This is a genomic window from Bartonella fuyuanensis, assembly GCF_014197255.1.
GTDB classification, from domain to species: Bacteria; Pseudomonadota; Alphaproteobacteria; order Rhizobiales; family Rhizobiaceae; genus Bartonella; species Bartonella fuyuanensis.
Genome location: NZ_JACIFE010000006.1, coordinates 14,447 through 37,819, shown reverse-complemented (window position 1 = coordinate 37,819; position 23,373 = coordinate 14,447). Strand labels below are relative to the sequence as shown.

The window sequence follows — 23,373 nt, the reverse complement described above, 5'->3', positions numbered from 1 at the left end:
ATCAGACAGTCATTCTAATTCACATGTGCAATATAACAAATATAAAAAACGACATAGCTTATTTTTAACAAAACCATGTTTTGATCATCCATCAAATAATTTAATTTGAACGTTTGAATTCAATAACGTCCCAAAATAAATGTGCAATATCTGTACCGGTAAAGCGTTTAATTTCATGAAGTCCCGTAGGAGATGTCACATTAATTTCTGTTACATATTTTCCAATCACATCAATCCCCACAAAAAGAAGACCACGATCCTTTAAAGCTGGACCAATGCGTTCACAAATCTCATAATCACGTTTTGTTAATTCAACATTTTCTGCGCGACCTCCAACATGCATGTTAGAGCGTATATCTGTTTTTGTTGGAATTCGGTTAATGGCCCCAATAGGTAAACCATCAAGCAAAATAATCCGCTTATCTCCTTTTTGTACTGCCTCTAAATAACGCTGAACAATAAAAGGTTCTTGATAAACTTTTGCAAACATTTCCAGAAGAGATGCTAAATTGCGATCATCTTGTTTTAAATAAAAAACACCAGCCCCCCCATTCCCATAAAGTGGTTTAACAATAATATCGCCAAATGTCTCTCTAAAAGCTGTAATTTCTTCAATATCTTTGGTAATTAATGTTTCTGGCATCAAATCAGAAAATTCAGTAACAAAAATTTTTTCTGGACTGTTGCGTACCCATACCGGATCATTCACAATAAGTGTTTTAGGATGAATACGTTCTAACAAATAAGTCGTTGTTATATAATTGAGATCAAAAGGAGGATCTTGTCTTAAAAGAACGACATCCATATCTGTTAATTCTGTGCGAACAGCCTTTCCTAAATGATAGTGGTTTCCCTCTTCATCGTTTACAATCAATGGCTCTAGTCGTGCAACCACACAACCATAGCACAGAGATAAACGATCTGGTGTATAATGGAAGAGAGAGTGTCCACGCTCTTGTGCCGCTAAAGCAAGTGCAAAGGTCGTATCACTTTGTATCCGAACTGTTGAAATATGATCCATCTGAATAGCAATTTTCATAAATAAATCCTCCCTATCTTAAAAGCAGACTGGCCTATATACTGTAAACTTAGTAAACAATAAAAAAACTATGACAAGAGAAAACTCATGACACAAGAAACAGATCCAAAATTAAGCAACGAAGAAATAGAACGCTATACACGCCATATCATTTTACCTGAAATTGGTGGGATAGGACAAAAAAAGCTAAAAAAAGCGCGCGTTCTTGTTGTGGGCGCAGGGGGTCTTGGTTCTCCTGTCTTAACCTATTTAGCAGCTGCAGGTGTTGGAACTCTTGGAGTTGTCGATAACGACACCGTTTCACCTTCCAATTTACAACGCCAAGTTATTCACAAGACGAATACAATCAACCAAAGCAAAACAGACAGTGCTGAAATCACTATAAAAGCATTAAATCCCCATGTTGTGGTTGAAAAACATAACCTACGGTTAGATAAAAGTAATGTAGATAAACTGCTAAATGCCTACCACATCATTATTGATGGAAGCGATAATTTTACTACACGCTATCTTCTTGCTGATCATGCTGCCCAATGCAAAAAACCTTTAATAAGTGGTGCTGTAGAACGTTTTAATGGCTCCTTAACTGTCCTTATGCCTTATAAAGATAACAACCCTCACTATCGCGATTTATTTCCCACCCCTCCTGCTCCTAATACTATTCCAACATGTGCTGAAATTGGTATCGTCGGCGCTTTACCTGGCGTTATTGGAACCCTACAAGCAATGGAAGCTATTAAAATGATCACAAACATCGGAGACCCATTAGTGGGAAAAATTCTCCTTTATAATGGATTATTAGCGCAATTTAATATTATTATCTATAAACGGCACAATTCTCCCAAAATACCGTAGCTACTTAAAGAGCATAGAAAAGCATGATTATTCCCCCTTCTATTCTTTTACATTCTGCTAGCATGTTCTGAAATTGAATTCATCGATATTTTCTTAACGTCATTGGAACTCTACATGCAATGAACGCTAATAATCTTATCGCAAATATGGCATCTCCCTTTTGTAAAAAACTCTTCTATAAGAGCAATCCATTTCCTCTATTTCTAAAAAAGATATGGGACAATAATGGCGCATAGAAACGACAAGAACAACTTCACGTAGAGCTTCAATCACACCATTATTGCACTCAAAAACAAAAAAACTGTAGCTTATAGATTGACAATCATTCAGAAATAATTCTACTCATAAAAACATGTGAAATAAGTGAAATGAAAGAGCTTAAAAAACAATCAGAATATCACTCCATCAAGAACATATTTTCTTAAAAGTAAAATTGCGAATATCAATATCATTAAAAATGATCGCACCTTAGAAAACAACATTCGTATAAGTGTAAATTCCAATGTTACTTCTGAGATTTCTCTCTATAATCTCAGGTATTTAACCAACACAAATTATAATATCTATACCTTAACAGCATTACATAATCCTTTTGTTCCCTGTAATTTTTTTTAACTAAAAACCGAACATAATTTTTTATTTTCTAACAAAATACAAAATTAAGTGTATTCTCATCTTTTTAAATAAATTATTCCTTATAGCCAATACTTGCTTTATGATAGGAGTATTGGAAATTTTAGAACTCTTGCTTTGTTAAGCCATTTTCAATAATTATTCTTTTCTCATCACAAGAATATACTGATTTATTACTTCATATTATATAAATTAGCGCCATAAATACTGTAAAATTTTCTCATTTCACTCCCTTTATATTAAATCAATCAAAACTATTTGCAACCCATAGGTGGAAATAGCATAAAGCTACGCAATATCAAGAACTGGAATAATGTGATGGAACCCTATAGATCTTATACCATTCACGGATAACAGGTAATTTTATGTACAAATAACTTACTGTATTTATATATTTTTCACTATGAGGGATGCGTAAATAAATTAAGGGAATAGTATTTTTAACATGCCCCTTCATTATTACAAATCAAAAGTTCTTTTCGGAATATTTTTTTGCCCTACCTGCTATCCAAAGGATCTCAACTTCTAAAAAATCAAAATTCTTAAAGATCTCTCGAACTGTATCACAATCATTCAGGCTTAAAACAAACTTCCCTTAAAATGTCCTTAAGAACTTTTGCCATACTGATAAAATCAGCTTCAACAAAATTCCCTGAACTATAATATTGCTTCTTTACAAAATAAGGCAGATCTAAATAAAATAAACTATAGAGTACATCAAAAAAATCAACAACCCCTTCCCACGATAAATTTAAGATCGTTCTATCAAGCAATTTTTCCCTAACACGTTTCATCCTTGATAACAGCTTATCCGGACTAAACCTTGCCTGTCTCTTTCTTCCAAAACTAAAAGAGACATAATCTTTCCTCCCAAACAAAACACAATGTTAGAGAAATAAAAAGCGAGATGCTCTTTCAACCTTCGAGAAGCTTTCTGGGTCAATCTCCGCAAGTTCAAAAAACAACTGTCGTGAACAAACAAACCACTCCAATCGTTTGGCTAAATCATCAAAGTCATTTTGAACACATTGAGACAGGTTTGTGATCTCTCCATTCAGATCATTAATAATCAAATATTTCGCTGGTCTTTTATTCACGGATATCATTGTGAACAAATTTTAACATACTGAGAAATATCGCTTAAAGAAGCGCGCAAATTGATAAATTTGCATTCTCCTTATAACTCAAAAAAGATCTAGTACTTTTAAATACAATCATTCTTATAATTAAACTAAACCCTTTTTATTTCTCGACTTCCTCTTCACCCTAAAATGAAGAAAAATCTATCGCCTGTCACTAGATGAACAGCCCAATCTCGCTTAATGGTTCTACCTACTCACTACTTGATCACTTCATAGGTTTTAGGAACCTCTGCCCTAGATATGTACCTCACACTCTAATAAAAAGTACTTCATGTATAAAATTATATACCTTATATCCCCTCCCCTAATGTCAGCGTTTTCTGACACAACAAAATAAATTTTTCTCAAACCCTCATTAAAATTTAGTATACTTAAAAGAAATTCTTGGATATTTATAAATTCTAATTTTTTCCTTATTACCTTCCCATATACTGCAGCGTTTAGATTCCCTTTCATAATCAAAAAAAAGCCGGACGAATGCCCGGCAAATCTGGAAAATCCTCAGAGATAAAATTAATCCGACAGATCTTCGTAAGGGAACACTCAAGAAAATGCAATGGGAGGCAACATAATCAAGAGATGACATTCTATGTCATTTTATAAGAAGCAGCACAATAAAAACTTAAGCGTACCTGCTATGCAATAAACACATAGCTTTTAATTTCCCTCAATCGTATACTACTCTCTTTAATTAAAGATAAATCTGGAAGCTCCATTCTTATACAATTGTTTCGTTTTCAATATTGTGACAACCTTCACATTTGAGAGTATTCATAAAAAACATTTTATTCCTTTCTGCAACAGTATTTAATCCATACGGACTCCTTCTACTCGTAAGGTGCAACGAATAGTTTGAATTGATTTTCAACATAAGAACATTTAAAATGAAAAAATATTATAGGAGTTTCTTATTCAAGTTACAAAACAATTAATTATTTCTTATAAATTAAGACCGTAACCTTAAAAATGCCACTGACGGGCTTTTAAAAAAATATAATCTCGAAAGGCATTTAGCTTTGCCAAATTCTTTAAATTACAAGGATAACAAAAAAAAGTATCAAAAGAAGGAATATCAACCATATCAGGGAAAAGACGCACCAATCGCTCATCATTATTAACGATATAATCGGGCAACACAGCAATACCGAGATCACGCATAAGTGCATTCTTGATTGAGATAATATTGTTGATTTGTAAAACTGAAACACGCAATGATCCATCACTTCTACCGGCCTTTTCTAACCAATTTAAACCAGATAAATAAGGTGGTACAGGTTCACCAAACGAAATAATACGATGGTTATCAAGCTCAGACAATTTTTTTGGTTTTCCACAGTTTGCGATATACTTTTCCGAAGCATAAACATGCATATGAATTGTAAATAATTTTCTTTGTATAAGATCAGGTTGTTGGGGTTGATGTAAACGAACAGCACAATCTGCATGACACATTGTCAAATCAAGCTCTTCATCGGAAAGCAAAAGCTGAACCTGCATATCAGGATAAAGGCTAAGAAATTCTGGCATACGCTCTGCAATCCACCCTGCTCCCATTCCGAAGGTCGAGGTTACACGCAAATGTCCCGTTGGTTTTGCATAGCTTTCACTTAATTGCAAACGTACACTTTCCAACTTCATCAAAACATCATGAGCTGTACGATAAAGAGTTTCTCCCTGTTCTGTAAGAATCAAACCACGCGCATGACGTTGAAATAAGGCTACCCCCACCTCTTGCTCTAAAGCCGAAACCTGTCGTGAAACTGCTGATTGAGATAAACGAAGTTTTTGAGCAGCATGCGTAAAAGATCCCGCTTCTGCTGCAGCATGAAAAACCCTTAACTTATCCCAATCCAGCGGTGGCGCCACAATTAATTCTACCTATAATTTCTTTATGTTCTCAATAAGTTATTAACGCTTAAGTCTATCTAAAAACCGTTCTGCTTCCAACGCTGCCATACATCCTCTTCCAGCAGCTGTTACAGCTTGACGGAAAGTTTCATCTGCTACATCTCCTGCCGCAAAAACCCCAGCAATACTTGTTGCTGTTGAATCTGGTGCTGTCCATAAATAGCCGCCTCGTTTTTGTTTCAATTGTCCTTCAAACAAAGAAACAGAAGGATCATGACCAATAGCAATAAATATGCCCTCTGCATTCACTTTCATTTCATGACCTGTTTTAACATTTTTTAAACGTGCCCCTGTTACAAGAGCTCCCTTTGCCCCCTGAGCTGGCAGCCCCACAATTTCTTCAATTACATGATTCCAAAGAACACGTACATTATTACGAGCCAGTAACCTATCTTGCAAAATTTTCTCTGCTCGAAACTGTTCCCGCCGGTGTACCACGCTTACACTCTTTGCCACATGAGATAAATAAAGTGCTTCTTCAACGGCCGTATTTCCCCCTCCTACAACAATAACATCTTTATCCCGGTAAAAAAAGCCATCACATGTAGCACAAGCAGAAACACCACCGCCCATAAAGATCTGTTCACTTTCCAAACCAAGCCAGCGTGCTTGAGCTCCTGTTGCAATAATCAGTGCATCGCAAAAATATTGTGTTCCTGAATCCCCATATAAAGCAAAAGGATACTTCAATAAATCAGCCTTTGTAATCGTATCATAGACAATTTTTGTCCCCATATTCTCAGCTTGTTTTGCCATCTGTTCCATTAACCACGCCCCTTGAATAGGATCAGCAAAACCTGGATAATTTTCGACATCAGTTGTAATTATCAATTGCCCCCCCTGCTGCAAACCCGTTACTAAAACCGGCTTGAGCATTGCTCTTGCTGCATAGATCGCCGCTGTATAACCAGCTGGACCTGAACCAATAATAAGCAGGCGAATATGCGATTGGACCATTAAATCCCCTTCACTTTTTATAACTTAATCATTTTATAAAATTATAACAAAATACAATCTTTTAAAAAAACATTTTTCAACAGCCTAAATTATGTTGTATATAGACTTCTTTTGAATTTCCTGAAAGGGTTTGATTCCTAATTCATCAAAGCTTGCTTAATGTAGAAGCTAATCTTTATCCTATAAAGAGGAAAACGTAAATTCTTATAAGCACAAAACCATAATAAAAAGAGATCAGAGATAGGAAACCATCATTTTTCAATTTATTATCAATGTCTGTGCACGTTTTGCGTTAATCATGGGAGGAGCGATGCTTTTACCAATTTTTGTGGATTTGCACAATAATAACCGTAATTGGATAAGCTTTCTCTATTCTTGTGCTGTAACTACCATATTAGCAACGCTGATTCTTTTAGCGACTAAGGGAGCAACGTGTCGTTTTTCAGCACGACTTGGCTTTATGCTCACTGTTTGTCTCTGGCTTACAGGAAGTATCGTAGGCGCCTTACCCCTTTATCTTTCACCTCTATCGATTTCTTTAGCAGAAGCCATCTTTGAATCCGTCTCTGGAATTACAACAACTGGTTCCACAGTCCTTTCTGATCTTGATAATTTGTCGCGAAGTATTTTGTTATGGCGTTCTATCATATGCTGGATTGGAGGCATTGGTTTTATCGGTCTAGCCCTCTTGCTTTTACCTTCATTACGCGTGGGTGGAGTTCGTCTTTTTCATATGGAATCATCTGATAAATCTGAAAAAATATTGCCTCGCATCAACCAAATTGCTAATGGAATTATCATAGCTTATATTGGACTCACATTGGCTTGTATGCTTTCTTATTTTGCTGCGGGCATGAATTTATTTGATGCCATAAATCATGCAATGAGTACAGTAGCAACTGCTGGTTTTTCGACTCACGACGCTTCTATTGGCTACTTTTCTGATACACCAGCCATCTTAATTATCTCAACAATTTTTATGTTGCTTTCCGCCTTACCATTCGTACTTTATGTTAAATTAGTACTTCCTGGCCACTCCAAACGCTTCCTTGATCCACAAGTGATTGTTTTTCTCCATATTGTGTTCCTTTTCAGTTTTGCTTTAGCAGCATGGCTAAGATTTCACGATCATCGTGCTTTCCACTTAGTGTTTCTTGATGCCATTTTTCACCTTTCCTCCATTATTAGTACCACGGGTTACAGTGCTGAAGATTATCAACTTTGGGGACCGTTTGCGTTTGGAATTTTTTTTATTGTTTCTTTTACGGGGGGATGTGCTGGTTCCACTTCCGGTGGCATGAAAATCAATCGCCTTATTATTCTCTGGCGTATTACACAAACAAATATAGAAAAACTTCTTTCTCCTAATGTCGTTGTAAAAGCTCGCTATGATCACTCAAATATATCAAATGATGTCGCCCAAGCTGTTTTATTTTTTGTATGCCTTTATATGTTCTGCCTTATTATAGGTACTGCACTTTTACTCACAACCGGTCTTGACTTTACCTCTGCTTTTACGGGGGTCTTAACCGCTCTTTCCAATGTTGGTCCAGGATTTGGAGATATTATTGGCCCCGCGGGTAATTTCTCTACAATCAACGATAACGCCTTATGGATTTTGAGTTTTTTGATGCTAGCTGGACGTCTTGAAATCATAACAATATTTGTACTTTTTATTCCTGCTTTCTGGCGTGAACAATTTTAATACATAGCACTTTATTCTACCAAGAAAAAAATATGAATAATATCCATCAATAAGATTCAATCTTCACTCAATTGACTAAAGATTCTAAAATTTCAAATAAATCATCGTATCAACGATTACACAATTGGCAACCCCAATGAAGAACCAAGAGCTTTCACATCCATAACATCGATAACACTTTACTTTATTGATCTTCTTTATCAAATAAAAATAGACCCATAAAATATAGTTTTTTACGAATAATTTCTAAAAAATATGAATATTTACTGATAAAATATTTTTTCTCTTTAATAGAGTTCCATCCTTATAAAAAATAGAACACCATTATATTATGAATCCATAAGCTTATTAAAAAATATTTCATCATACTCATCCATTCATTTCGGGCCCCCCATCGAAAGTATAAAATCTGATTAATCCTCATCATTTTTACTTAAACAATAGGGTGCAAATCAACACCACAAAATAAAATACAATCATATTATTTTCCTGCTTTTAACGCTGCAATCTCTTGCCTTGCAGACAGTTTTTAAGAAGCCTCTTTTACGACCTTTCTTAAATAATTTTTATCCACTACATGCTCTCTCCCAATTTTGACATGCAAGAGTATAACTTTTATTGATACAATAAATTGATTTATACTGATAATTCACTGTTTTGTATGTTGAATGAGAGTCCCGAATAACGTAAGATTCTCTCATTTCAAAGCTGTTTATGTAGAATCAATCAAAACCTCTCATTTGCACATAACAAGTAGGATGAATGTGTGGATCAAATTTGTAGCAGCCGCATGTTTGAGACAAAGACTAATGCTGGTAAGAGCTTTACGCGCTGTATCAGCTTTTGTATGCCAAATAGTGGCAAGGGTATTGCGTATCTCTGTTTGTGTAATCTCTGAAACGGGGAGGCAACATAATTTAGGGAGAATATGAAGGCGTAATGATAAAAACCAACTTCCATTTTTACCATCTCCTTTTAATTCAGCTTTACGACTTTCAAAAGCCTCTAAAGCAATATCTTTTAAATAATGGAGATTGCTTATTGCTTCACGCTTTTGTTTCTCACGTTCTTTAATGGGATCACGTCCTTCACGTAAAACAGAACGCCATTGGTTTGCTAATTCACGGGCTTTTTTAAAGAAACATCTCTCAAAGCACCCAATCCCATTTCACGACGGCGCCCGTGAAGGGTATATCGTAAAATCCATTGAGCACCTCCATCTTTACGCTTATGAAGAAGCAAGCCGGCACCATCATTATATTTACCAGCTCCCAATGTTGCGACAGATCTTGCATTAAGACGGTTCATAAGAGCCATTTTTAATTCTTTCTTATACAAATTTGATCCACACACTCATCCCACTTGTGACGTGCAAACAAGTGATATGAATTGATCCAATCTGAGAGGGTTTAGAATAAGAAAACCTTACTATATTCAGATTTTTAATTCAACATACAGAACAGTGAATTATCATTATAAATCAATGTATTGATAATACTCGGCACCCTTATAGAGTTGTCAATTGAAAACTTTTTTATTGAATAGAACGCAATTAAAATGGTAAAATGGGAAAAACGAAATTAATATAACCACCGATTTTTTATGTGATTGTGGATGGTAGTGTGTAAAGAAGCTAATAGTGAAAATATTGATACTGAAAATGAATATCACGTTTCTTTAATGAAACTTATGGCTGCTCTCGAAAAATTCTCGTTTTTTTAATAAAAGAAGTGCTTATATGCATTATTCTAAAAAGAAGAAACTTGCACTTTTAGATATTCTACTTTGGATTGCTTTAAGTCTTTTAAGAAACCCCATCTTAAAGTGAAGAGCTTCTTTTACATTTTGCAAAGACAAGCCATCTATATGAATCAAAATATTGATCCTAGAGCAGATTTTATTATGAATTTCTATTATTAAAAATATACACGACTATTTTATCCATGATAAACTCTATAAGCAGCCCCAAAAAATCTCTTTAATGAAAATAAGATCATCATTATCTTTTTAAGATAAGAAAACATTTCTTTGCTATATATCTAAATCTTATAAAACATAACAATATCAATGTAACACTGTTAAGATATAGCATAAATTTCTAGACTTTAAATAGTACTTCCCTCTCCTCCTTTATTATAAACTATATATCGCTCCTAAATCTATACATTTTTTAAACTTTCATCCCAAGCTTTAAGAACTTCTTATAGCATTATATTAAAGACATGCCAATTTTTTTGAAAAAAATTTATATAATTGAGCTGTTTTTTTGATGATGATTATGAAATAGAATTTAAGAAAAACACTTTTTATTATTTCTCAAGAATAATTTTTGCTACAAAATATATTTTAAGATGTTTTTTCTGCAAATAGAATTTAAGAAAAACACTTTTTATTATTTCTCAAGAATAATTTTTGCTACAAAATATATTTTAAGATGTTTTTTCTGCAAACAGTTCTTTGTAAACACTTTCAATCTCAGTTGCCTCCTTTTCCAAAGGGAAATGAATACGAACATGGGTTAAAGCTTTTCTTCCTGCAGACAACGTTTTTTCTACATCAGCAAAATAAGGTTCAATCGCTGCCGTTAAAACTGAACTATCTCCTGCTTTTACAACCGTTCCTGTTTCTTCTGCTACTAATTCCTTATAAGCTCCCGCATCGCTCGTTACAACCGCAACCTGTGATGCCATTGCCTCTAATGGAGTTAAACCGAAACCTTCTGTACGAGAGGGTGCTACATAAAGCGATAAACGACGATACCACAAAGGTGTGTTCAGAATCTCCCCAAGAAAAATAATGCGATCATCCAGTCCAGCTTTAGCAATCTTTTGGCGTAATTCCTTTTCAAAATGATAATGCTTCTCTGTCGTACGACCAGCGATAAGGGCCGTCCACTCAGAATAACGAGGCAATAACGTTATCATTGCATCGATAAATAAATCTGTTCCCTTTGAGTAACGCACACGACCAAAACACCCTACAGCATATTTTCCAGGAAATCCAGAAGAAGAAAAATGATCATCAAGAGCTTGTGGTGGAGAAAAACGCCTTACATCCACCCCATGTACAATCACCTTATGAGGGACTTCCAGATAAGTGCCCGTCTGTGTACTGGTAGCAATAACCCTATCCATCCGGCGAATCAACCATTTGGTGAAAAACTTATGATGACGTTGAGAAGCCGATGTAAAAATAAGTTTCAACTTCATTCGCAAAATATCACGCAAAAAGATCCCACAAAGCATCTCAATATTGCGCCGTGCATGCCAAATACGAAATGGCTTCCCTTTCGGACTTTTCCAAAGTCCGAAAAGGTCCATAAAGGTAAGAGCCGGCAAACTTTTTGGTAACCCAACCCCCAAAGTGGCTATACGGACACCTTGTTGGCGCTGCAGTGGAATAAGCTGAATAATCGTAGATGTCACTCCTGATAAACGCCTTTTAAAGTGAGGTGCAATAATCTCAGTCTCTTCCAAAGACACACGCATAGCAATTTAGATAAAACTTAAATGTACTGAACTTTAATGATTTCATAATTATGCGCACCACCGGGCGCATTCACCTCAATCACATCACCCTCTTGCTTACCAATAAGTGCACGTGCGATAGGAGAAGAAATAGAGATTTTACCAATCTTTACATCAGCTTCCTGATCCCCTACGATCTGATACACCTTTTTTTCTTCAGTATCCTCATTCAAGAGTTTAATGGTCGCTCCAAATTTTATTTTATCGCCTGAAAGACGCGAAACATCTATCACTTCTGCCCGCGCGATATAATCTTCAAGTTCATTTATACGCCCCTCATTATGGCTTTGTGCTTCTTTAGCAGCATGATATTCGGCATTTTCTGACAAATCACCATGGGCACGCGCCTCAGAAATTGCTTCAATAATTCGCGGCCTCTCCTGTTGTTGACGCCAACGCAACTCTTCTTTAAGACTTTCAAAACCAGCTGTAGTCATCGGAACTTTTTCCATAATCCGTCCCTTTCTATTACATGGAAGGTTTAATAAAATACAAAAAACGGCTTCCAAAACTACTTTTGGAATCCGAAAACTACGATCTTCTTTATTATATAGTACAGTCTCTCTGTTTTCCATATAAAAATAAATTAAAGGGAACAAAACATGCACCAATAGTGTTTAAAACATCTCATTTTGGTATTTAAAACACCAAGTTTCATTTTCCTGCCTAAAGTTTTCTTAAGAAAGAATTGTCCTTTTTCTGTTTTATCATAGTTTGGCAAAAAAAATCATATGTGATACGAAGAGAGAAAGATAGAAGATCTCTAAAGAAGTTCTTTGCAATAAAATGAAAAAGATCGTAATTTTTTTTATGCTTGTCCCTTTCTTTTTAGCCACAACAATTTCTGAGGCAGCGAATGCCTTTGTCACGAGAAATCTTAATTTTAGAACAGGCCCCAGCACTCAGTATGCACTTTGTGGCTTAATTTCTGCGGGAGAATTAGTCTTTGTCAAAAACTGCGAAGGAAATTGGTGCTATATCCGATATAACGCTCAACTAGGCTGGGTGTCATCTCGTTATCTTTCATTTAAAGATGGAAACGCTCTTTATCGCACATATATAATGTCTTTAGTGTTAAAATATACCCCATATGACTCTTCGCCATAATAACTTACCCGATCTTTAAATAACATCATCATGACAAAACTGCAATAGTGTCCAAAAAAACCACCAATATTCCCCCTCCAAAGAAATACTTCAAAGAATTAGTCTCATAGAAAAAAACTGCTTAATATCTTATAACCCTACCCAATAAACCGAAATAAACTTTCTAAATAACATTTTGCTGTTGTCGTAATGAAATTGTAAAATTGGGATTTCCTTTAAAATCATCAGCATTTTTTATCAAAGGATACAACAATGAAAAATGGTGTTACTGCAACTGTAGAAGCTCTTTCTGCTCTCATTGCTTCAGGTAATCCTCTTTTTAAGAATGGTGTGTTATGGACACCTCATCGCCCTGTTCGTCCCGCAAAATCTGAAGGTGGTATTCCATTTCAACTCAAAACGTCCTTTAAACCAGCAGGAGATCAGCCCCAAGCCATTAAAACCCTGGTTGAGGGAATCGAAAAAGATGAACGTACACAAGTGCTTTTGGGGGTTACCGGCTCAGGAAAGACCTATACGATGGCGAAAATCATTGAAAAAACACAACGTCCCGCTCTCATTTTAGCACCCAATAAAACATTAGCAGCACAGCTTTATGGGGAGTTTAAAAGCTTTTTTCCTCACAATGCTGTTGAATATTTTGTCTCTTATTACGACTATTATCAACCAGAAGCCTATGTTGCACGCTCTGACACTTATATCGAAAAAGAATCCTCTATTAATGAACAAATCGACCGGATGCGTCATGCTGCAACACGTGCTGTATTAGAGCGTGATGACGTTATCATCGTCGCATCTGTCTCCTGTATCTATGGAATTGGTTCCGTAGAAACCTATACGGCCATGAATTTCCAAATAGAAAAAGGTAGTAAACTTAATCAACAGCGACTTTTGACTGATTTAGTTGCTCAACACTATCATAGACAAGACATCAATTTCATTCGTGGTTCTTTTCGTGTACGAGGAGATACTATTGAAATTTTTCCAGCCCACCTTGAAGATCGCGCTTGGCGTATCTCGCTCTTTGGTGATGAAGTAGAAACAATTACAGAATTTGATCCTCTCACGGGACAAAAAACAGATGATCTTCAATCTATTAAAATTTATGCCAATTCACACTATGTTACACCAAGGCCAACCTTAAATCAGGCAATGAAATTGATCAAAAAAGAACTCGTTCAACGCCTTGACGAATTGAACGCTGCTGGTCGTTTTTTAGAAGCACAACGCTTAGAGCAGCGTACAATCTTTGATTTAGAAATGTTAGAAACTCTTGGCTCATGTCCAGGTATTGAAAATTATTCACGTTATTTAACAGGACGAAATCCTGGTGAACCACCACCAACTTTATTCGAATATATTCCACTAAATGCTCTTGTTTTTATCGATGAAAGCCATGTAACTATTCCTCAAATTGGTGGTATGTACCGCGGTGATTTTCGCAGAAAAGCAACTTTAGCAGAATATGGTTTCCGTCTCCCGTCTTGTATGGACAACCGTCCTTTACGCTTTGAAGAATGGGATGCCATGCGCCCCCAAACGATTGCTGTCTCCGCAACACCTGGACGCTGGGAAATAGAACAATCCCATGGTATTTTTGCTGAACAAATTATTCGCCCAACAGGGCTTGTTGATCCAAAAACAGAAATTCGTCCAGCACGTACTCAAGTCGATGATGTTGTTAACGAAATTCATAAAACAATTCAAAAAGGCTACCGCACATTAGTGACCGTCCTAACCAAGCGTATGGCTGAAGATTTAACGGAATATTTCCACGAACGAGGTATTCGGGTACGTTATATGCATTCCGACATTGATACATTAGAGCGTATTGAAATTCTTCGCGATTTGAGGCTCGGTACCTTTGATGTCCTCATTGGAATTAACCTCCTTCGAGAAGGTTTGGATATTCCAGAATGCAGTTTTGTTGCCATCCTAGATGCTGATAAAGAAGGTTTTTTGCGCTCAGAAACTTCACTCATACAAACCATCGGACGCGCCGCACGCAACGTAGATGGTCATGTTATTCTTTATGCCGATACAATTACGGGCTCTATAGAACGCGCTTTACAAGAAACACAAAGACGTCGACAAAAACAGATAGCCTATAATAAAGAGAACCATATCACACCAACCAGTATCAAAAAAAATATCGATGATATTCTCAATACAGACAGCAAAAACCACAAAACGCTTACAAATATTCCTGATTTTATCACGCAAAACAATATAGATCGTAACAATTTAGCAATCCATATTCAATCTCTGGAAAAATCAATGCGTAAAGCAGCAGCGGATCTTAATTTTGAAGAAGCAGCTCAACTTCGGGATGAAATAAAACAACTCCAGAAAATAGAACTAGCAATCGCAGATGAGCCCCTTAAAATAGCATAACACCTCCCAACCCATGGTTTTATCAACTTCTAAGTAACATCAATTTAATCATGGAGATTCAATCATAGACACTTTTGAAAAATCAAAAAAGAACTCATAAAAATACTTTATAACAAGAAAGTAAAACAACTGAAAAAAAATCACCCAACATATAAGTTAAAAAATCTCAAAGACTTTCAAATAAATCGTGAATTTCCAAAAACTCACACAAAATAATCAACAAACAAAAGCATGCTATACACCTCAATAGAACTGTCTTATGTAATTACAAGATATTGATTTATAATGACAACTCACTGTTTTGCATATTGAATGAGAGTCTCGAATACTGTAGGATTCTCTCATTTCAAATCTCTTTATCTTGAATCAACCAAAACCACTCCCTCACACGTCATAAGCGGGATGAGTGTATGGATAAAATTTGTATAAGCAAAAATTAAAAATACCTCTTATGAATCGTCTTAATGCAAAGGCTGTCACAACATTGGGGAAGAGCAAATAGCTGGCTTGTTACTTCACAAGCATAAAGATGATAGAGCCCAATGAATTTTACGGTACCCTTCACGGACGCTGTCATGAAATGGGCTTGGGTACGTTGCAAAATGTTTCTAAAAAAGCTCGTAAATTAACAAACCGATGGCGTTCTATTTATACAAAAAAGGAAGAATAATACTCGAAAAAGTTCAAATATCAGTCTTTTCTATATTCCTTTTTATTAAATACATTATGCTGAAAAACTATAAATTTTTCTAAAAAGAGATCTTCATTCTCTGTCTATTATATCGTTTTCCCAACCAAATGGCCCTTTATTCGTTTTGTCAAAATAAAGCCAAAAGTCATTCAGATTATATTCAGCTTGTCACACGTATGATGTGAAAAAATATGAATCTTAAGTTTAAGGAGTGTCGCTATGAAAAAATCTACTAACCTAGCAATCTTATCGGTGGTATCAGCGGCAACCATTCTGGTGCCATTAAGTACATCCTTTGCGGCTATCGAATGGATGATGCATAGTGAAAATGATTTTGATAAACACATGAATGATTTCAAAAATAGGGTAAAGATGCATAGTGCAAATCATTTTGATAGATACATAAATGATTTCAAAAACAGAACAAATAAGCACATAGAAGATATGCAAAAAAGAATGAATGCATTTTTTCCTTCTGACAATTCTAAGGGCCATTCTACTTCTGAAAAACATCACTCTTCTCATACTCATCCCTACCATCACGTTAACCATAAAAGGCGAGAACAACAAAATCATCATGTTGAACGCACAACACATCATTATATCGAACATAAAAAGACAACCCATCATCATATACATGAACATCATGTACAGCGCGATAACCCAGGAGATGCTTTAGCAGCAGGTCTTCTTGGTCTCGCAACAGGCGCAATTCTTGGTAAAATTTTGAAAAAACCAGAGCAACCACCTATTATCTATCACCCGATGCCACAAAGACAGGTAGTGTATCAAGAGGTTCCGCAAATGATCTATCAACAAGCCCCTCGAACCCAAATCATTTATAAATCCAAATCAACGATCACCCACCAACCGCTCCAGCAACCATGGACTCGTAACTGGCTTCAATATTGTAAGAAAAAATACCGTTCATTCAATCCCCAAACAGGAACTTTTCGAGGCTACGATGGACAAGACCATTTTTGTTATGCTCCATTAAACTAATATTTTCTCTTTATTAAAAAATTAAGTAACTAAAAAACGCTTTAAAGCGTTTTTTAGTTATGTCTTAAACTCTTGAAGAAAAGGATTCCATTGACGCTCATAGCCTAAATAACTTCCAGGACCATGCCCACAAATAAAACGAACGTCATCACCTAAAGATAAAACTTTTTCTCGAAGTGATCTCATTAATTTTTCATGAGAACAAAAAGGAAAATCTGTACGTCCAATAAAACCACGAAAGAGAACATCACCCAATACAGCAAAACGTTCTTTTTCATTAAAATAAATAACATGACCAGGAGAATGCCCTGGTGTATGAAAAACTTTGAACACATGTTCAGCAAAGTGGATACTATCACCATCTTCTAGCCATTGATCAGGAATACAAACAGATGCATCAGAGATACCATAGCTTTTTGCACTTTCACTAGCAGCATCCATCACAGGCTTATCATCGCAATGTGAACCAATAATTTTAACTCCAAGCGCCTCTTTTGCTTGCATCGCTGCTCCCACATGATCAAAATGACCATGTGTTATCCAAATAGCTTCAACAGTAATACCCTTTTTTTTAATAGCTTCTTGAATTCGAAACCAATCTCCACCAGGATCCACTAAAACCCCCACTTTCTGTTCCTTATCAAAAAGCAGAGTGCAATTTTGCTGAAGAGGCGTAACCGGAATAGTATGTGTACTAAAATGACTCATGAGATCCTTTACAAAAATAAATTTTTTTAAGTTTATTTTAGAAGAAATATTTCCCTTTACCCTTAAGAAGAGAATAGCTTGCTCGACAACTTTGTGCAACTTATATAAACTTTAATCTTTTGAAAATTCAATTTAAAGGTTTTGAAGAATGATTAATCACATCCAAGTTTTGTGTGACGATTCCCCTCACCTCCTTGTAATTGATGATGATACACGTATTCGCAATCTTTTATTTCAGTTTCTTATTAAAAATGGATTTCGTGTTTCAGTTTCAGCCAATGCCAATGAAGCAAGACGGTTATTAGCAAATTTAGATTTCGATCTTCTTATTGTTGATGTCATGATGCCTGATGAAAATGGTATCAGCCTTACCCATTCGCTCCGCCAAACAAAAGATGTTCCCATCCTCATGCTAACAGCTTTATCAGAAACAGATAACCGTATCCGTGGATTAGAAGCAGGAGCAGATGATTACCTAGCGAAACCCTTTGATCCTCGTGAACTTCTCCTTCGCATCAGCGCCATTCTACGACGAGGTTTTCCTCTTAGTCAACCCAAAATTGAGCAAATCGTTTTTGGTCCTTATATATTTTCAATTTCCCGGCGCGAACTCAAAAAAGGAGGAGAACTTATTAAATTAACCGAGAAAGAACAAAAAATGATGGTAATTTTTGCCGAAAATGCAGGTGAAATTATTCCACGTTATCGATTTGCAATGAATACCAACACGATTAGTGAACGTGCCATTGATGTACAAATCAACCGCCTTCGTCGTAAGATCGAAAACAATCCAACCCTCCCTATATGGCTCCAAACCGTGCGAGGAATAGGATATAAACTCTCAATTGAATAGTAACAGGCGCATAATGATCGAACCTTTAAGATTTTTTTTTCGATGGTTAACGAAAAAAATGCCTAAACGGCTTTATGCTCGCTCTTTGATCATTATTATCGCTCCTATGGTGCTTCTGCAAACAGTCATTGCTTACGTCTTTATGGAACGTCATTGGCAAATGGTGACTGAGCGTCTTGCCACAGCTGTCGTGCATGATATTTCAGCCATTATTGATCTTATTGAAACATATCCACAACGAAATAACTATGAAGATATCAAGCGTATTGCACAACAACGTATGGGATTAAACATTTCTATTTTACCTCCTGCCCCTCTACCCCCACCAGGGCCTAAGCCATTTTTTGCAATTCTTGATTATTTTCTAAGCGAAGAAATCACCCGCCAAATCAACCGTCCCTTCTGGATTGATACTGTGGGGGATTCTGATCTTGTTGAAATCCGTATCCACCTTAGTCATAATATCTTGCGCGTCTTTGCCCCACGCAGCCAAGCCTATGCTTCCAATACCGCTATCTTTTTAAGCTGGATGGTAGGAACGGCTCTTGTTTTATTACTGATAGCAATTTATTTCTTGCGCAATCAAATCAAACCAATTCAACAACTCGCTGAAGCAGCTGAAAGTTTTGGGCGAGGTCGTCCTTTACCAAAAGGATTTCAACCACAAGGAGCTGATGAAGTCCGTCGTGCAGGAATTGCTTTTTTACGTATGCGCGAACGTATTGAACGCCAAATAGAACAACGCACTATGATGCTCTCAGGCGTAAGTCATGATTTAAGAACTATTCTTACACGTTTTAAACTTCAGCTAGCATTAGCAAATACTGACTTTGATATTAAACCGCTTGAGCAAGATGTAAGTGATATGCAAAATATGTTAGAAGATTATCTTGCTTTTGCCCGTGGTGAAGGAAGTGAAAATGTCAAGACTTTTGATTTAAACGCTCTTATGCAAAAATTCGCTGCTGATGCTTATCTTCACAAACGTCAATTTTCTTACACCATTGAAGGTCCTACAGAAATACAAGTACGCCCTCGTGCTTTCACACGCTTAGTCAATAATCTTGTATCAAATGCATTTTGTTACGGTACAACCGTTAAACTAACAGCTAACTCTCAACAGGAATCTTTTATATTGATAATCGATGATGATGGACCTGGAATTCATAAAAATATGCGTAAAGAGGTTTTTAAGCCATTTTTCAGAATTGATAAAGCACGAAATCAGGATGCAAGTGGAACAGGACTTGGTCTTTCTATTGCCCAAGACATAGCACGAAGCCATGGTGGCAATATACAATTAGATAAGAGCCCCCTCGGAGGATTACGTGCTACTCTTGATATCCCCTTATGATCAATATTTCAGCAAACGACTTGTAAAAAAATAACAGCCTTGAGGTTTTAGGCATTCCCTACAGTTTCAAATAAAGTGTATTGCAGCGCCTTGTAAGCGCTTTCTCCTGACAAAGCCACCATCTGAAATGCAACATAATAGCTTTCACAGGCTTTAAGTGCATGTATCAACAATGTTTCAACCTGTCTGTGGGAGGGACGCACTCCACCAGCCAAAAGAAGACCTTGCCGATAAATAACTGAATTATTTCTTTGCCAGTAATCAAAATGTCCCAACAACAATTTTTCATTAATTGCTAACAATAAGCGCTGTATTTCAGCTGTTCGAGCATTTTCAATAGAGAGATCAAATGAACAAGCTAAATGAAGCGCTTCATGCTCTTCCATCCACGAAAAAGCAAGACGATAATTTGCCCATTTTCCTTCCACACAAACGCTAATTTCATCTTGCGCATCTCGCTCAAACGACCAATCATATTCACAAGCAATCTGTTCAATAAAGTCAACAGGATGCTCTTTTCTTTCTGTGGCGCAAAATGCAAGCCTCATCACAATCCTCAATCATCTTAAACATTGTCAACAGAATATAAACCACCTAAATTGTAGCAATATTTTGCTACAACCCAGACCTTTACACCAAACAAATACACATTAAAAACTTCGACAAAACACAAACACCCAGAACACAATTGTGCTCCTTAGGATAACCTGATAACCATAAAACGAATCATCAAGTCTTTTCAGTGTATTGATACAATTTCATAGCACCAGCCCCCTTGATTCAAAAAAATGTATTTTTACCCAAAAAAAATCAAAAACAAACAAACGCTCCTCTCTAATAGACTCAAGATTAAGCATTTTTTAGTTTCATATACCACATTGAAAAATTGGGGATATTTTTTTGAAGACTCTTTTTTACTTTTCCCGTGTCTGCATTTTTTCTAAATCATCAAGACGCCTTTTCAAATCAGCATTATCAGCATGAACTTTCAGCACCATCTCTTTAAAAGTCTCAAATTCTTCACGTGAAATAAGATCAAGTTTATTTGCTATCTTTTCAGCCTGCACACGAAACGCTGTTCCAGCTTCACGTCGTATACCTTGTGCAACATCAGCGGCATCTGTTGCTAATTTTGCTAATTCATCAAGAATACGATTTGATCCATTACGCATAATATTTTTCCTTAAATTTTAATTATTAATGCACGTACTATAGTGTATTCTCATAACATTTATATACTGTAATTTGTTCCTCTTAGCCTGTTTTAATCTACTGTGCAGATTTTTCATGATGATTTTGTTTAAAATTTTTTATATTCTTTTACCATCATAATTTTTTACCATGATAAAGTCGTGCAAATCTATTCCTCTTGCTGACTTGCCTCCTCGCTAACTTGACCATTTTGACTTCATCTGTCATTTCTAACCATCAGAATCACTTTATATTTACCTCATATAATGTAAAATGCTCAATTCATGAATAATCTTTCTTGTCCAGCTATTGCTTTTCCGTCTTTTCTTGATCCTGTCATTATCCAGCTAGGTCCGATAGGACTTCATTGGTATGGGCTTGGTTACGGTGTAGGTATTCTTTTTTCTTGGTGGTACGCGCAAAAATTATTAAACAAAAAATCTCTATGGTATAAAAACCACCCTCCTATGGATAAAAAGAAGATCGAAGATTTTGTTCTCTGGTCTGCCATAAGTATTGTTGTCGGAGGGCGTTTAGGCGAAATCCTTGTATGGAATCCCATTTACTATTTTAACCATCCAAGTGCCATCATCGCCTTATGGAATGGGGGCATGTCCTTTCATGGTGGACTCATTGGCATTATCATTGCAATGATCTGGTTTGCTCATAAAAATCATATCAACAGACAAGCCATGTTTGATATCATTGCTGCAGGTGCTCCTATTGGTATCGGCATTGTACGGATCTGCAATTTCACCAACCAAGAATTATGGGGCAATACGACCACACATTCTTGGGGTGTTTGTTTCCCTCTTGACCCTCACTATCTACCACGTCATCCAAGCCAACTTTACGAAGCATTCATGGAAGGATTTCTTCTCTTCATCATCCTGTGGCTGCTCATTTTTGGTTTCAAAGCATTAAAACGCCCCGGCACTGTATCAGGGATGTTTATCCTAGGTTATGCCATAGCACGCAGCATTTCTGAAATTTACCGTGCACCTCAAGAAGATCCAAAATGGTTTTCGACCCTTTTTCACTCTACAGGTTTCACCTATGGCATGGCTTTATCTCTTCCCATGCTTCTTTTAGGGCTTTATCTCCTTTTCCACCCCTTTAAATATAAATTGACAGAAAATGGCTAATCTCAAAGAAAAGATTAAAGAAATTATTGCTCTTAATGGACCAATCGCTGTTAGCCAATATATGACATTGGCACTCACCGATCCCCAATTTGGTTATTATCAAACCCAAGCGCCTTTTGGACGTGCTGGAGATTTTGTAACCGCACCTGAAATAAGCCAATTATTTGGAGAGATGATTGGCATTTGGACTCTGGCAAGCTGGAAAGCTCAAGGCTGTCCTTACCCTTTTATTCTCGCTGAAATAGGTCCAGGACGTGGAACTTTGATGGATGACATTTTGCGTACCATCCAAAAGCTTTCGCAAACAGCATTTAATGCTGCTGAAATTTTTCTGATCGAAATAAGCCAACAACTTGCAAAAGAACAAAAAAAGCGCCTTTGCTCTTATCAAAAACAAATCCATAGCATTACAAACTTCAATCAAGTTCCTTTAAAACCTCTCTTCCTCATTGCTAATGAATTCCTCGATACACTTCCCATCAATCAATATATTAAAATCAATGGCGAATGGAAAGAACGTTGCATTACAATCAATCAAGATGGAGATTTCATTTTTATCGCTGTTCCGCATAGACTTCCTTCTTCTTGTCTACAAACTTATTGTTCTAAAGTACCTGACGGAACAATTTTTGAACATGCTCCCTTACGGCATCAATTCATGCAACAAATCAGCCAGCATTTAGTGCAAGTAACAGGTTCTGCTTTATTTATCGACTATGGTGCTTGTGATCTTGCCTTTGGCGATACACTGCAAGCACTCTCAAAACATAAATTTCGTAATGTTTTTGATGCCCCTGGTGCACATGATTTAACATCCCACGTTGATTTTTCTTTTTTAAAAAATATAGCTCTTGAACAGGGGTGTTTTGCTGAAATCTTTGAGCAAGGAGATTTTCTTTTTAAAATGGGGATTCTAACACGCGCAAAACAGCTTGGAATGGACAAAAGCACGCACCTGCAAGACAAAATCCGTCAAGACATCGAACGGCTTGCTGGCCCAGATCAAATGGGCAAATTATTTAAAGTTTTACATTTCAGTGATAAAAACATCCCCATACCTCCCCAATTTTGATGATCAGCAATTTACTCAATAAGTACATCATTATCTGAAATGTTCATTAACAAATATGAACATCTCCAATTTCATTGTAAATAGCCCCAT

Annotated in this window: 20 protein-coding genes and 1 pseudogene; 10 read left to right on the top strand and 11 right to left on the bottom strand. The window is 36.3% G+C overall.

The window, feature by feature from the left end; translation table 11 throughout:
• Positions 1-100 precede the first annotated feature (100 nt).
• On the bottom strand, positions 101-1,039 hold the full coding sequence (gene gshB / locus GGR08_RS03835) for a glutathione synthase (protein ID WP_183194069.1): 939 nt from the start codon (positions 1,037-1,039) through the stop codon (positions 101-103).
• A gap of 87 nt (positions 1,040-1,126) precedes the next feature.
• Between gshB and GGR08_RS03830 the strand changes: the two genes are divergently transcribed.
• Positions 1,127-1,894, top strand: a complete 768-nt coding sequence (locus GGR08_RS03830; protein ID WP_183194068.1) for a molybdopterin-synthase adenylyltransferase MoeB — start codon at positions 1,127-1,129, stop codon at positions 1,892-1,894.
• Between the two features lie 1,202 nt (positions 1,895-3,096).
• Here GGR08_RS03830 and GGR08_RS08215 read toward each other — a convergent pair.
• The 4 genes from GGR08_RS08215 to trxB all read right to left on the bottom strand — a co-directional run bounded on the left by GGR08_RS08215 (position 3,097) and on the right by trxB (position 6,534).
• Positions 3,097-3,321, bottom strand: a complete 225-nt coding sequence (locus GGR08_RS08215) for a DNA adenine methylase (RefSeq protein WP_246350116.1) — start codon at positions 3,319-3,321, stop codon at positions 3,097-3,099.
• A gap of 93 nt (positions 3,322-3,414) precedes the next feature.
• Positions 3,415-3,624 (bottom strand): DNA adenine methylase, encoded by a 210-nt coding sequence (locus GGR08_RS08210; RefSeq protein ID WP_246350114.1) that lies wholly within the window; start codon positions 3,622-3,624, stop codon positions 3,415-3,417.
• 1,005 nt (positions 3,625-4,629) lie between these two features.
• A complete protein-coding gene (locus tag GGR08_RS03820; protein WP_183194067.1) occupies positions 4,630-5,535 on the bottom strand; it encodes a LysR substrate-binding domain-containing protein in 906 nt (301 codons plus the stop codon).
• Positions 5,536-5,577: 42 nt separating this feature from the next.
• Positions 5,578-6,534, bottom strand: a complete 957-nt coding sequence (gene trxB / locus GGR08_RS03815; RefSeq protein ID WP_183194066.1) for a thioredoxin-disulfide reductase — start codon at positions 6,532-6,534, stop codon at positions 5,578-5,580.
• A 310-nt stretch (positions 6,535-6,844) separates the two neighbouring features.
• Here trxB and GGR08_RS03810 point away from each other — a divergent pair, with 310 nt between their 5' ends.
• Positions 6,845-8,239 carry a TrkH family potassium uptake protein gene (locus GGR08_RS03810; RefSeq protein ID WP_183194065.1) on the top strand — a complete coding sequence of 465 codons (1,395 nt, stop codon included), beginning with the start codon at positions 6,845-6,847 and terminating at the stop codon, positions 8,237-8,239.
• A 772-nt stretch (positions 8,240-9,011) separates the two neighbouring features.
• Here GGR08_RS03810 and GGR08_RS03805 read toward each other — a convergent pair.
• From GGR08_RS03805 to greA, 3 genes and pseudogenes are all read right to left on the bottom strand, one after another.
• Positions 9,012-9,556 (bottom strand): annotated as a pseudogene (locus GGR08_RS03805) (Arm DNA-binding domain-containing protein); the annotation flags it as partial.
• Between the two features lie 1,112 nt (positions 9,557-10,668).
• On the bottom strand, positions 10,669-11,727 hold the full coding sequence (locus GGR08_RS03800; RefSeq protein WP_183194064.1) for a glycosyltransferase family 4 protein: 1,059 nt from the start codon (positions 11,725-11,727) through the stop codon (positions 10,669-10,671).
• 17 nt (positions 11,728-11,744) lie between these two features.
• Positions 11,745-12,218, bottom strand: coding sequence for a transcription elongation factor GreA (greA, locus tag GGR08_RS03795; RefSeq protein ID WP_183194063.1), 474 nt, complete (start codon positions 12,216-12,218; stop codon positions 11,745-11,747).
• A gap of 334 nt (positions 12,219-12,552) precedes the next feature.
• Between greA and GGR08_RS03790 the strand changes: the two genes are divergently transcribed.
• The 4 genes from GGR08_RS03790 (at position 12,553) to GGR08_RS03775 (ending at position 16,960) form a co-directional block, all read left to right on the top strand.
• On the top strand, positions 12,553-12,873 hold the full coding sequence (locus tag GGR08_RS03790; RefSeq protein WP_183194062.1) for an SH3 domain-containing protein: 321 nt from the start codon (positions 12,553-12,555) through the stop codon (positions 12,871-12,873).
• A 252-nt stretch (positions 12,874-13,125) separates the two neighbouring features.
• A complete protein-coding gene (gene uvrB, locus GGR08_RS03785) occupies positions 13,126-15,267 on the top strand; it encodes an excinuclease ABC subunit UvrB (RefSeq protein ID WP_183194061.1) in 2,142 nt (713 codons plus the stop codon).
• Between the two features lie 529 nt (positions 15,268-15,796).
• Positions 15,797-15,937, top strand: coding sequence for a hypothetical protein (locus tag GGR08_RS08205; RefSeq protein ID WP_246350112.1), 141 nt, complete (start codon positions 15,797-15,799; stop codon positions 15,935-15,937).
• A 240-nt stretch (positions 15,938-16,177) separates the two neighbouring features.
• The gene (locus GGR08_RS03775; protein WP_183194060.1) at positions 16,178-16,960 is read left to right on the top strand and encodes a BA14K family protein; all 783 of its coding nucleotides are present in this window, start codon (positions 16,178-16,180) and stop codon (positions 16,958-16,960) included.
• Between the two features lie 57 nt (positions 16,961-17,017).
• Here the strand turns inward: GGR08_RS03775 and GGR08_RS03770 are convergent, their stop codons facing one another.
• Positions 17,018-17,668 (bottom strand): MBL fold metallo-hydrolase, encoded by a 651-nt coding sequence (locus tag GGR08_RS03770; RefSeq protein WP_183194059.1) that lies wholly within the window; start codon positions 17,666-17,668, stop codon positions 17,018-17,020.
• 148 nt (positions 17,669-17,816) lie between these two features.
• On the opposite strand from GGR08_RS03770, the gene GGR08_RS03765 reads away from it, so the two are divergent.
• Positions 17,817-18,521, top strand: a complete 705-nt coding sequence (locus GGR08_RS03765) for a response regulator (protein ID WP_183194058.1) — start codon at positions 17,817-17,819, stop codon at positions 18,519-18,521.
• Positions 18,522-18,534: 13 nt separating this feature from the next.
• Positions 18,535-19,875, top strand: a complete 1,341-nt coding sequence (locus GGR08_RS03760; protein WP_183194057.1) for an ATP-binding protein — start codon at positions 18,535-18,537, stop codon at positions 19,873-19,875.
• Positions 19,876-19,922: 47 nt separating this feature from the next.
• Here GGR08_RS03760 and GGR08_RS03755 read toward each other — a convergent pair whose 3' ends face one another.
• Complete coding sequence (locus GGR08_RS03755; RefSeq protein ID WP_183194056.1) at positions 19,923-20,423, bottom strand: type III secretion system chaperone family protein; 501 nt, start codon at positions 20,421-20,423, stop codon at positions 19,923-19,925.
• A gap of 366 nt (positions 20,424-20,789) precedes the next feature.
• Positions 20,790-21,047, bottom strand: coding sequence for an accessory factor UbiK family protein (locus GGR08_RS03750; protein WP_183194055.1), 258 nt, complete (start codon positions 21,045-21,047; stop codon positions 20,790-20,792).
• A 303-nt stretch (positions 21,048-21,350) separates the two neighbouring features.
• Here GGR08_RS03750 and lgt point away from each other — a divergent pair, with 303 nt between their 5' ends.
• Complete coding sequence (gene lgt, locus GGR08_RS03745; protein ID WP_183194054.1) at positions 21,351-22,211, top strand: prolipoprotein diacylglyceryl transferase; 861 nt, start codon at positions 21,351-21,353, stop codon at positions 22,209-22,211.
• Positions 22,204-23,283, top strand: coding sequence for a class I SAM-dependent methyltransferase (locus tag GGR08_RS03740; RefSeq protein WP_183194053.1), 1,080 nt, complete (start codon positions 22,204-22,206; stop codon positions 23,281-23,283). Before lgt ends, GGR08_RS03740 begins: the two co-directional genes overlap by 8 nt.
• Positions 23,284-23,373 lie beyond the last annotated feature (90 nt).

What these genes read in the sequence shown, in the direction of transcription:
- gshB (WP_183194069.1), bottom strand. Translation starts at nt 1,039, where the DNA reads ATGAAAATTGCTATTCAGATGGATCATATTTCAACAGTTCGGATACAA.
- GGR08_RS03830 (WP_183194068.1), top strand. Translation starts at nt 1,127, where the DNA reads ATGACACAAGAAACAGATCCAAAATTAAGCAACGAAGAAATAGAACGC.
- GGR08_RS08215 (WP_246350116.1), bottom strand. Translation starts at nt 3,321, where the DNA reads ATGAAACGTGTTAGGGAAAAATTGCTTGATAGAACGATCTTAAATTTA.
- trxB (WP_183194066.1), bottom strand. Translation starts at nt 6,534, where the DNA reads ATGGTCCAATCGCATATTCGCCTGCTTATTATTGGTTCAGGTCCAGCT.
- GGR08_RS03810 (WP_183194065.1), top strand. Translation starts at nt 6,845, where the DNA reads ATGCTTTTACCAATTTTTGTGGATTTGCACAATAATAACCGTAATTGG.
- GGR08_RS03800 (WP_183194064.1), bottom strand. Translation starts at nt 11,727, where the DNA reads ATGCGTGTGTCTTTGGAAGAGACTGAGATTATTGCACCTCACTTTAAA.
- greA (WP_183194063.1), bottom strand. Translation starts at nt 12,218, where the DNA reads ATGGAAAAAGTTCCGATGACTACAGCTGGTTTTGAAAGTCTTAAAGAA.
- GGR08_RS03790 (WP_183194062.1), top strand. Translation starts at nt 12,553, where the DNA reads ATGAAAAAGATCGTAATTTTTTTTATGCTTGTCCCTTTCTTTTTAGCC.
- uvrB (WP_183194061.1), top strand. Translation starts at nt 13,126, where the DNA reads ATGAAAAATGGTGTTACTGCAACTGTAGAAGCTCTTTCTGCTCTCATT.
- GGR08_RS08205 (WP_246350112.1), top strand. Translation starts at nt 15,797, where the DNA reads ATGATAGAGCCCAATGAATTTTACGGTACCCTTCACGGACGCTGTCAT.
- GGR08_RS03775 (WP_183194060.1), top strand. Translation starts at nt 16,178, where the DNA reads ATGAAAAAATCTACTAACCTAGCAATCTTATCGGTGGTATCAGCGGCA.
- GGR08_RS03770 (WP_183194059.1), bottom strand. Translation starts at nt 17,668, where the DNA reads ATGAGTCATTTTAGTACACATACTATTCCGGTTACGCCTCTTCAGCAA.
- GGR08_RS03765 (WP_183194058.1), top strand. Translation starts at nt 17,817, where the DNA reads ATGATTAATCACATCCAAGTTTTGTGTGACGATTCCCCTCACCTCCTT.
- GGR08_RS03760 (WP_183194057.1), top strand. Translation starts at nt 18,535, where the DNA reads ATGATCGAACCTTTAAGATTTTTTTTTCGATGGTTAACGAAAAAAATG.
- GGR08_RS03755 (WP_183194056.1), bottom strand. Translation starts at nt 20,423, where the DNA reads ATGAGGCTTGCATTTTGCGCCACAGAAAGAAAAGAGCATCCTGTTGAC.
- GGR08_RS03750 (WP_183194055.1), bottom strand. Translation starts at nt 21,047, where the DNA reads ATGCGTAATGGATCAAATCGTATTCTTGATGAATTAGCAAAATTAGCA.
- lgt (WP_183194054.1), top strand. Translation starts at nt 21,351, where the DNA reads ATGAATAATCTTTCTTGTCCAGCTATTGCTTTTCCGTCTTTTCTTGAT.
- GGR08_RS03740 (WP_183194053.1), top strand. Translation starts at nt 22,204, where the DNA reads ATGGCTAATCTCAAAGAAAAGATTAAAGAAATTATTGCTCTTAATGGA.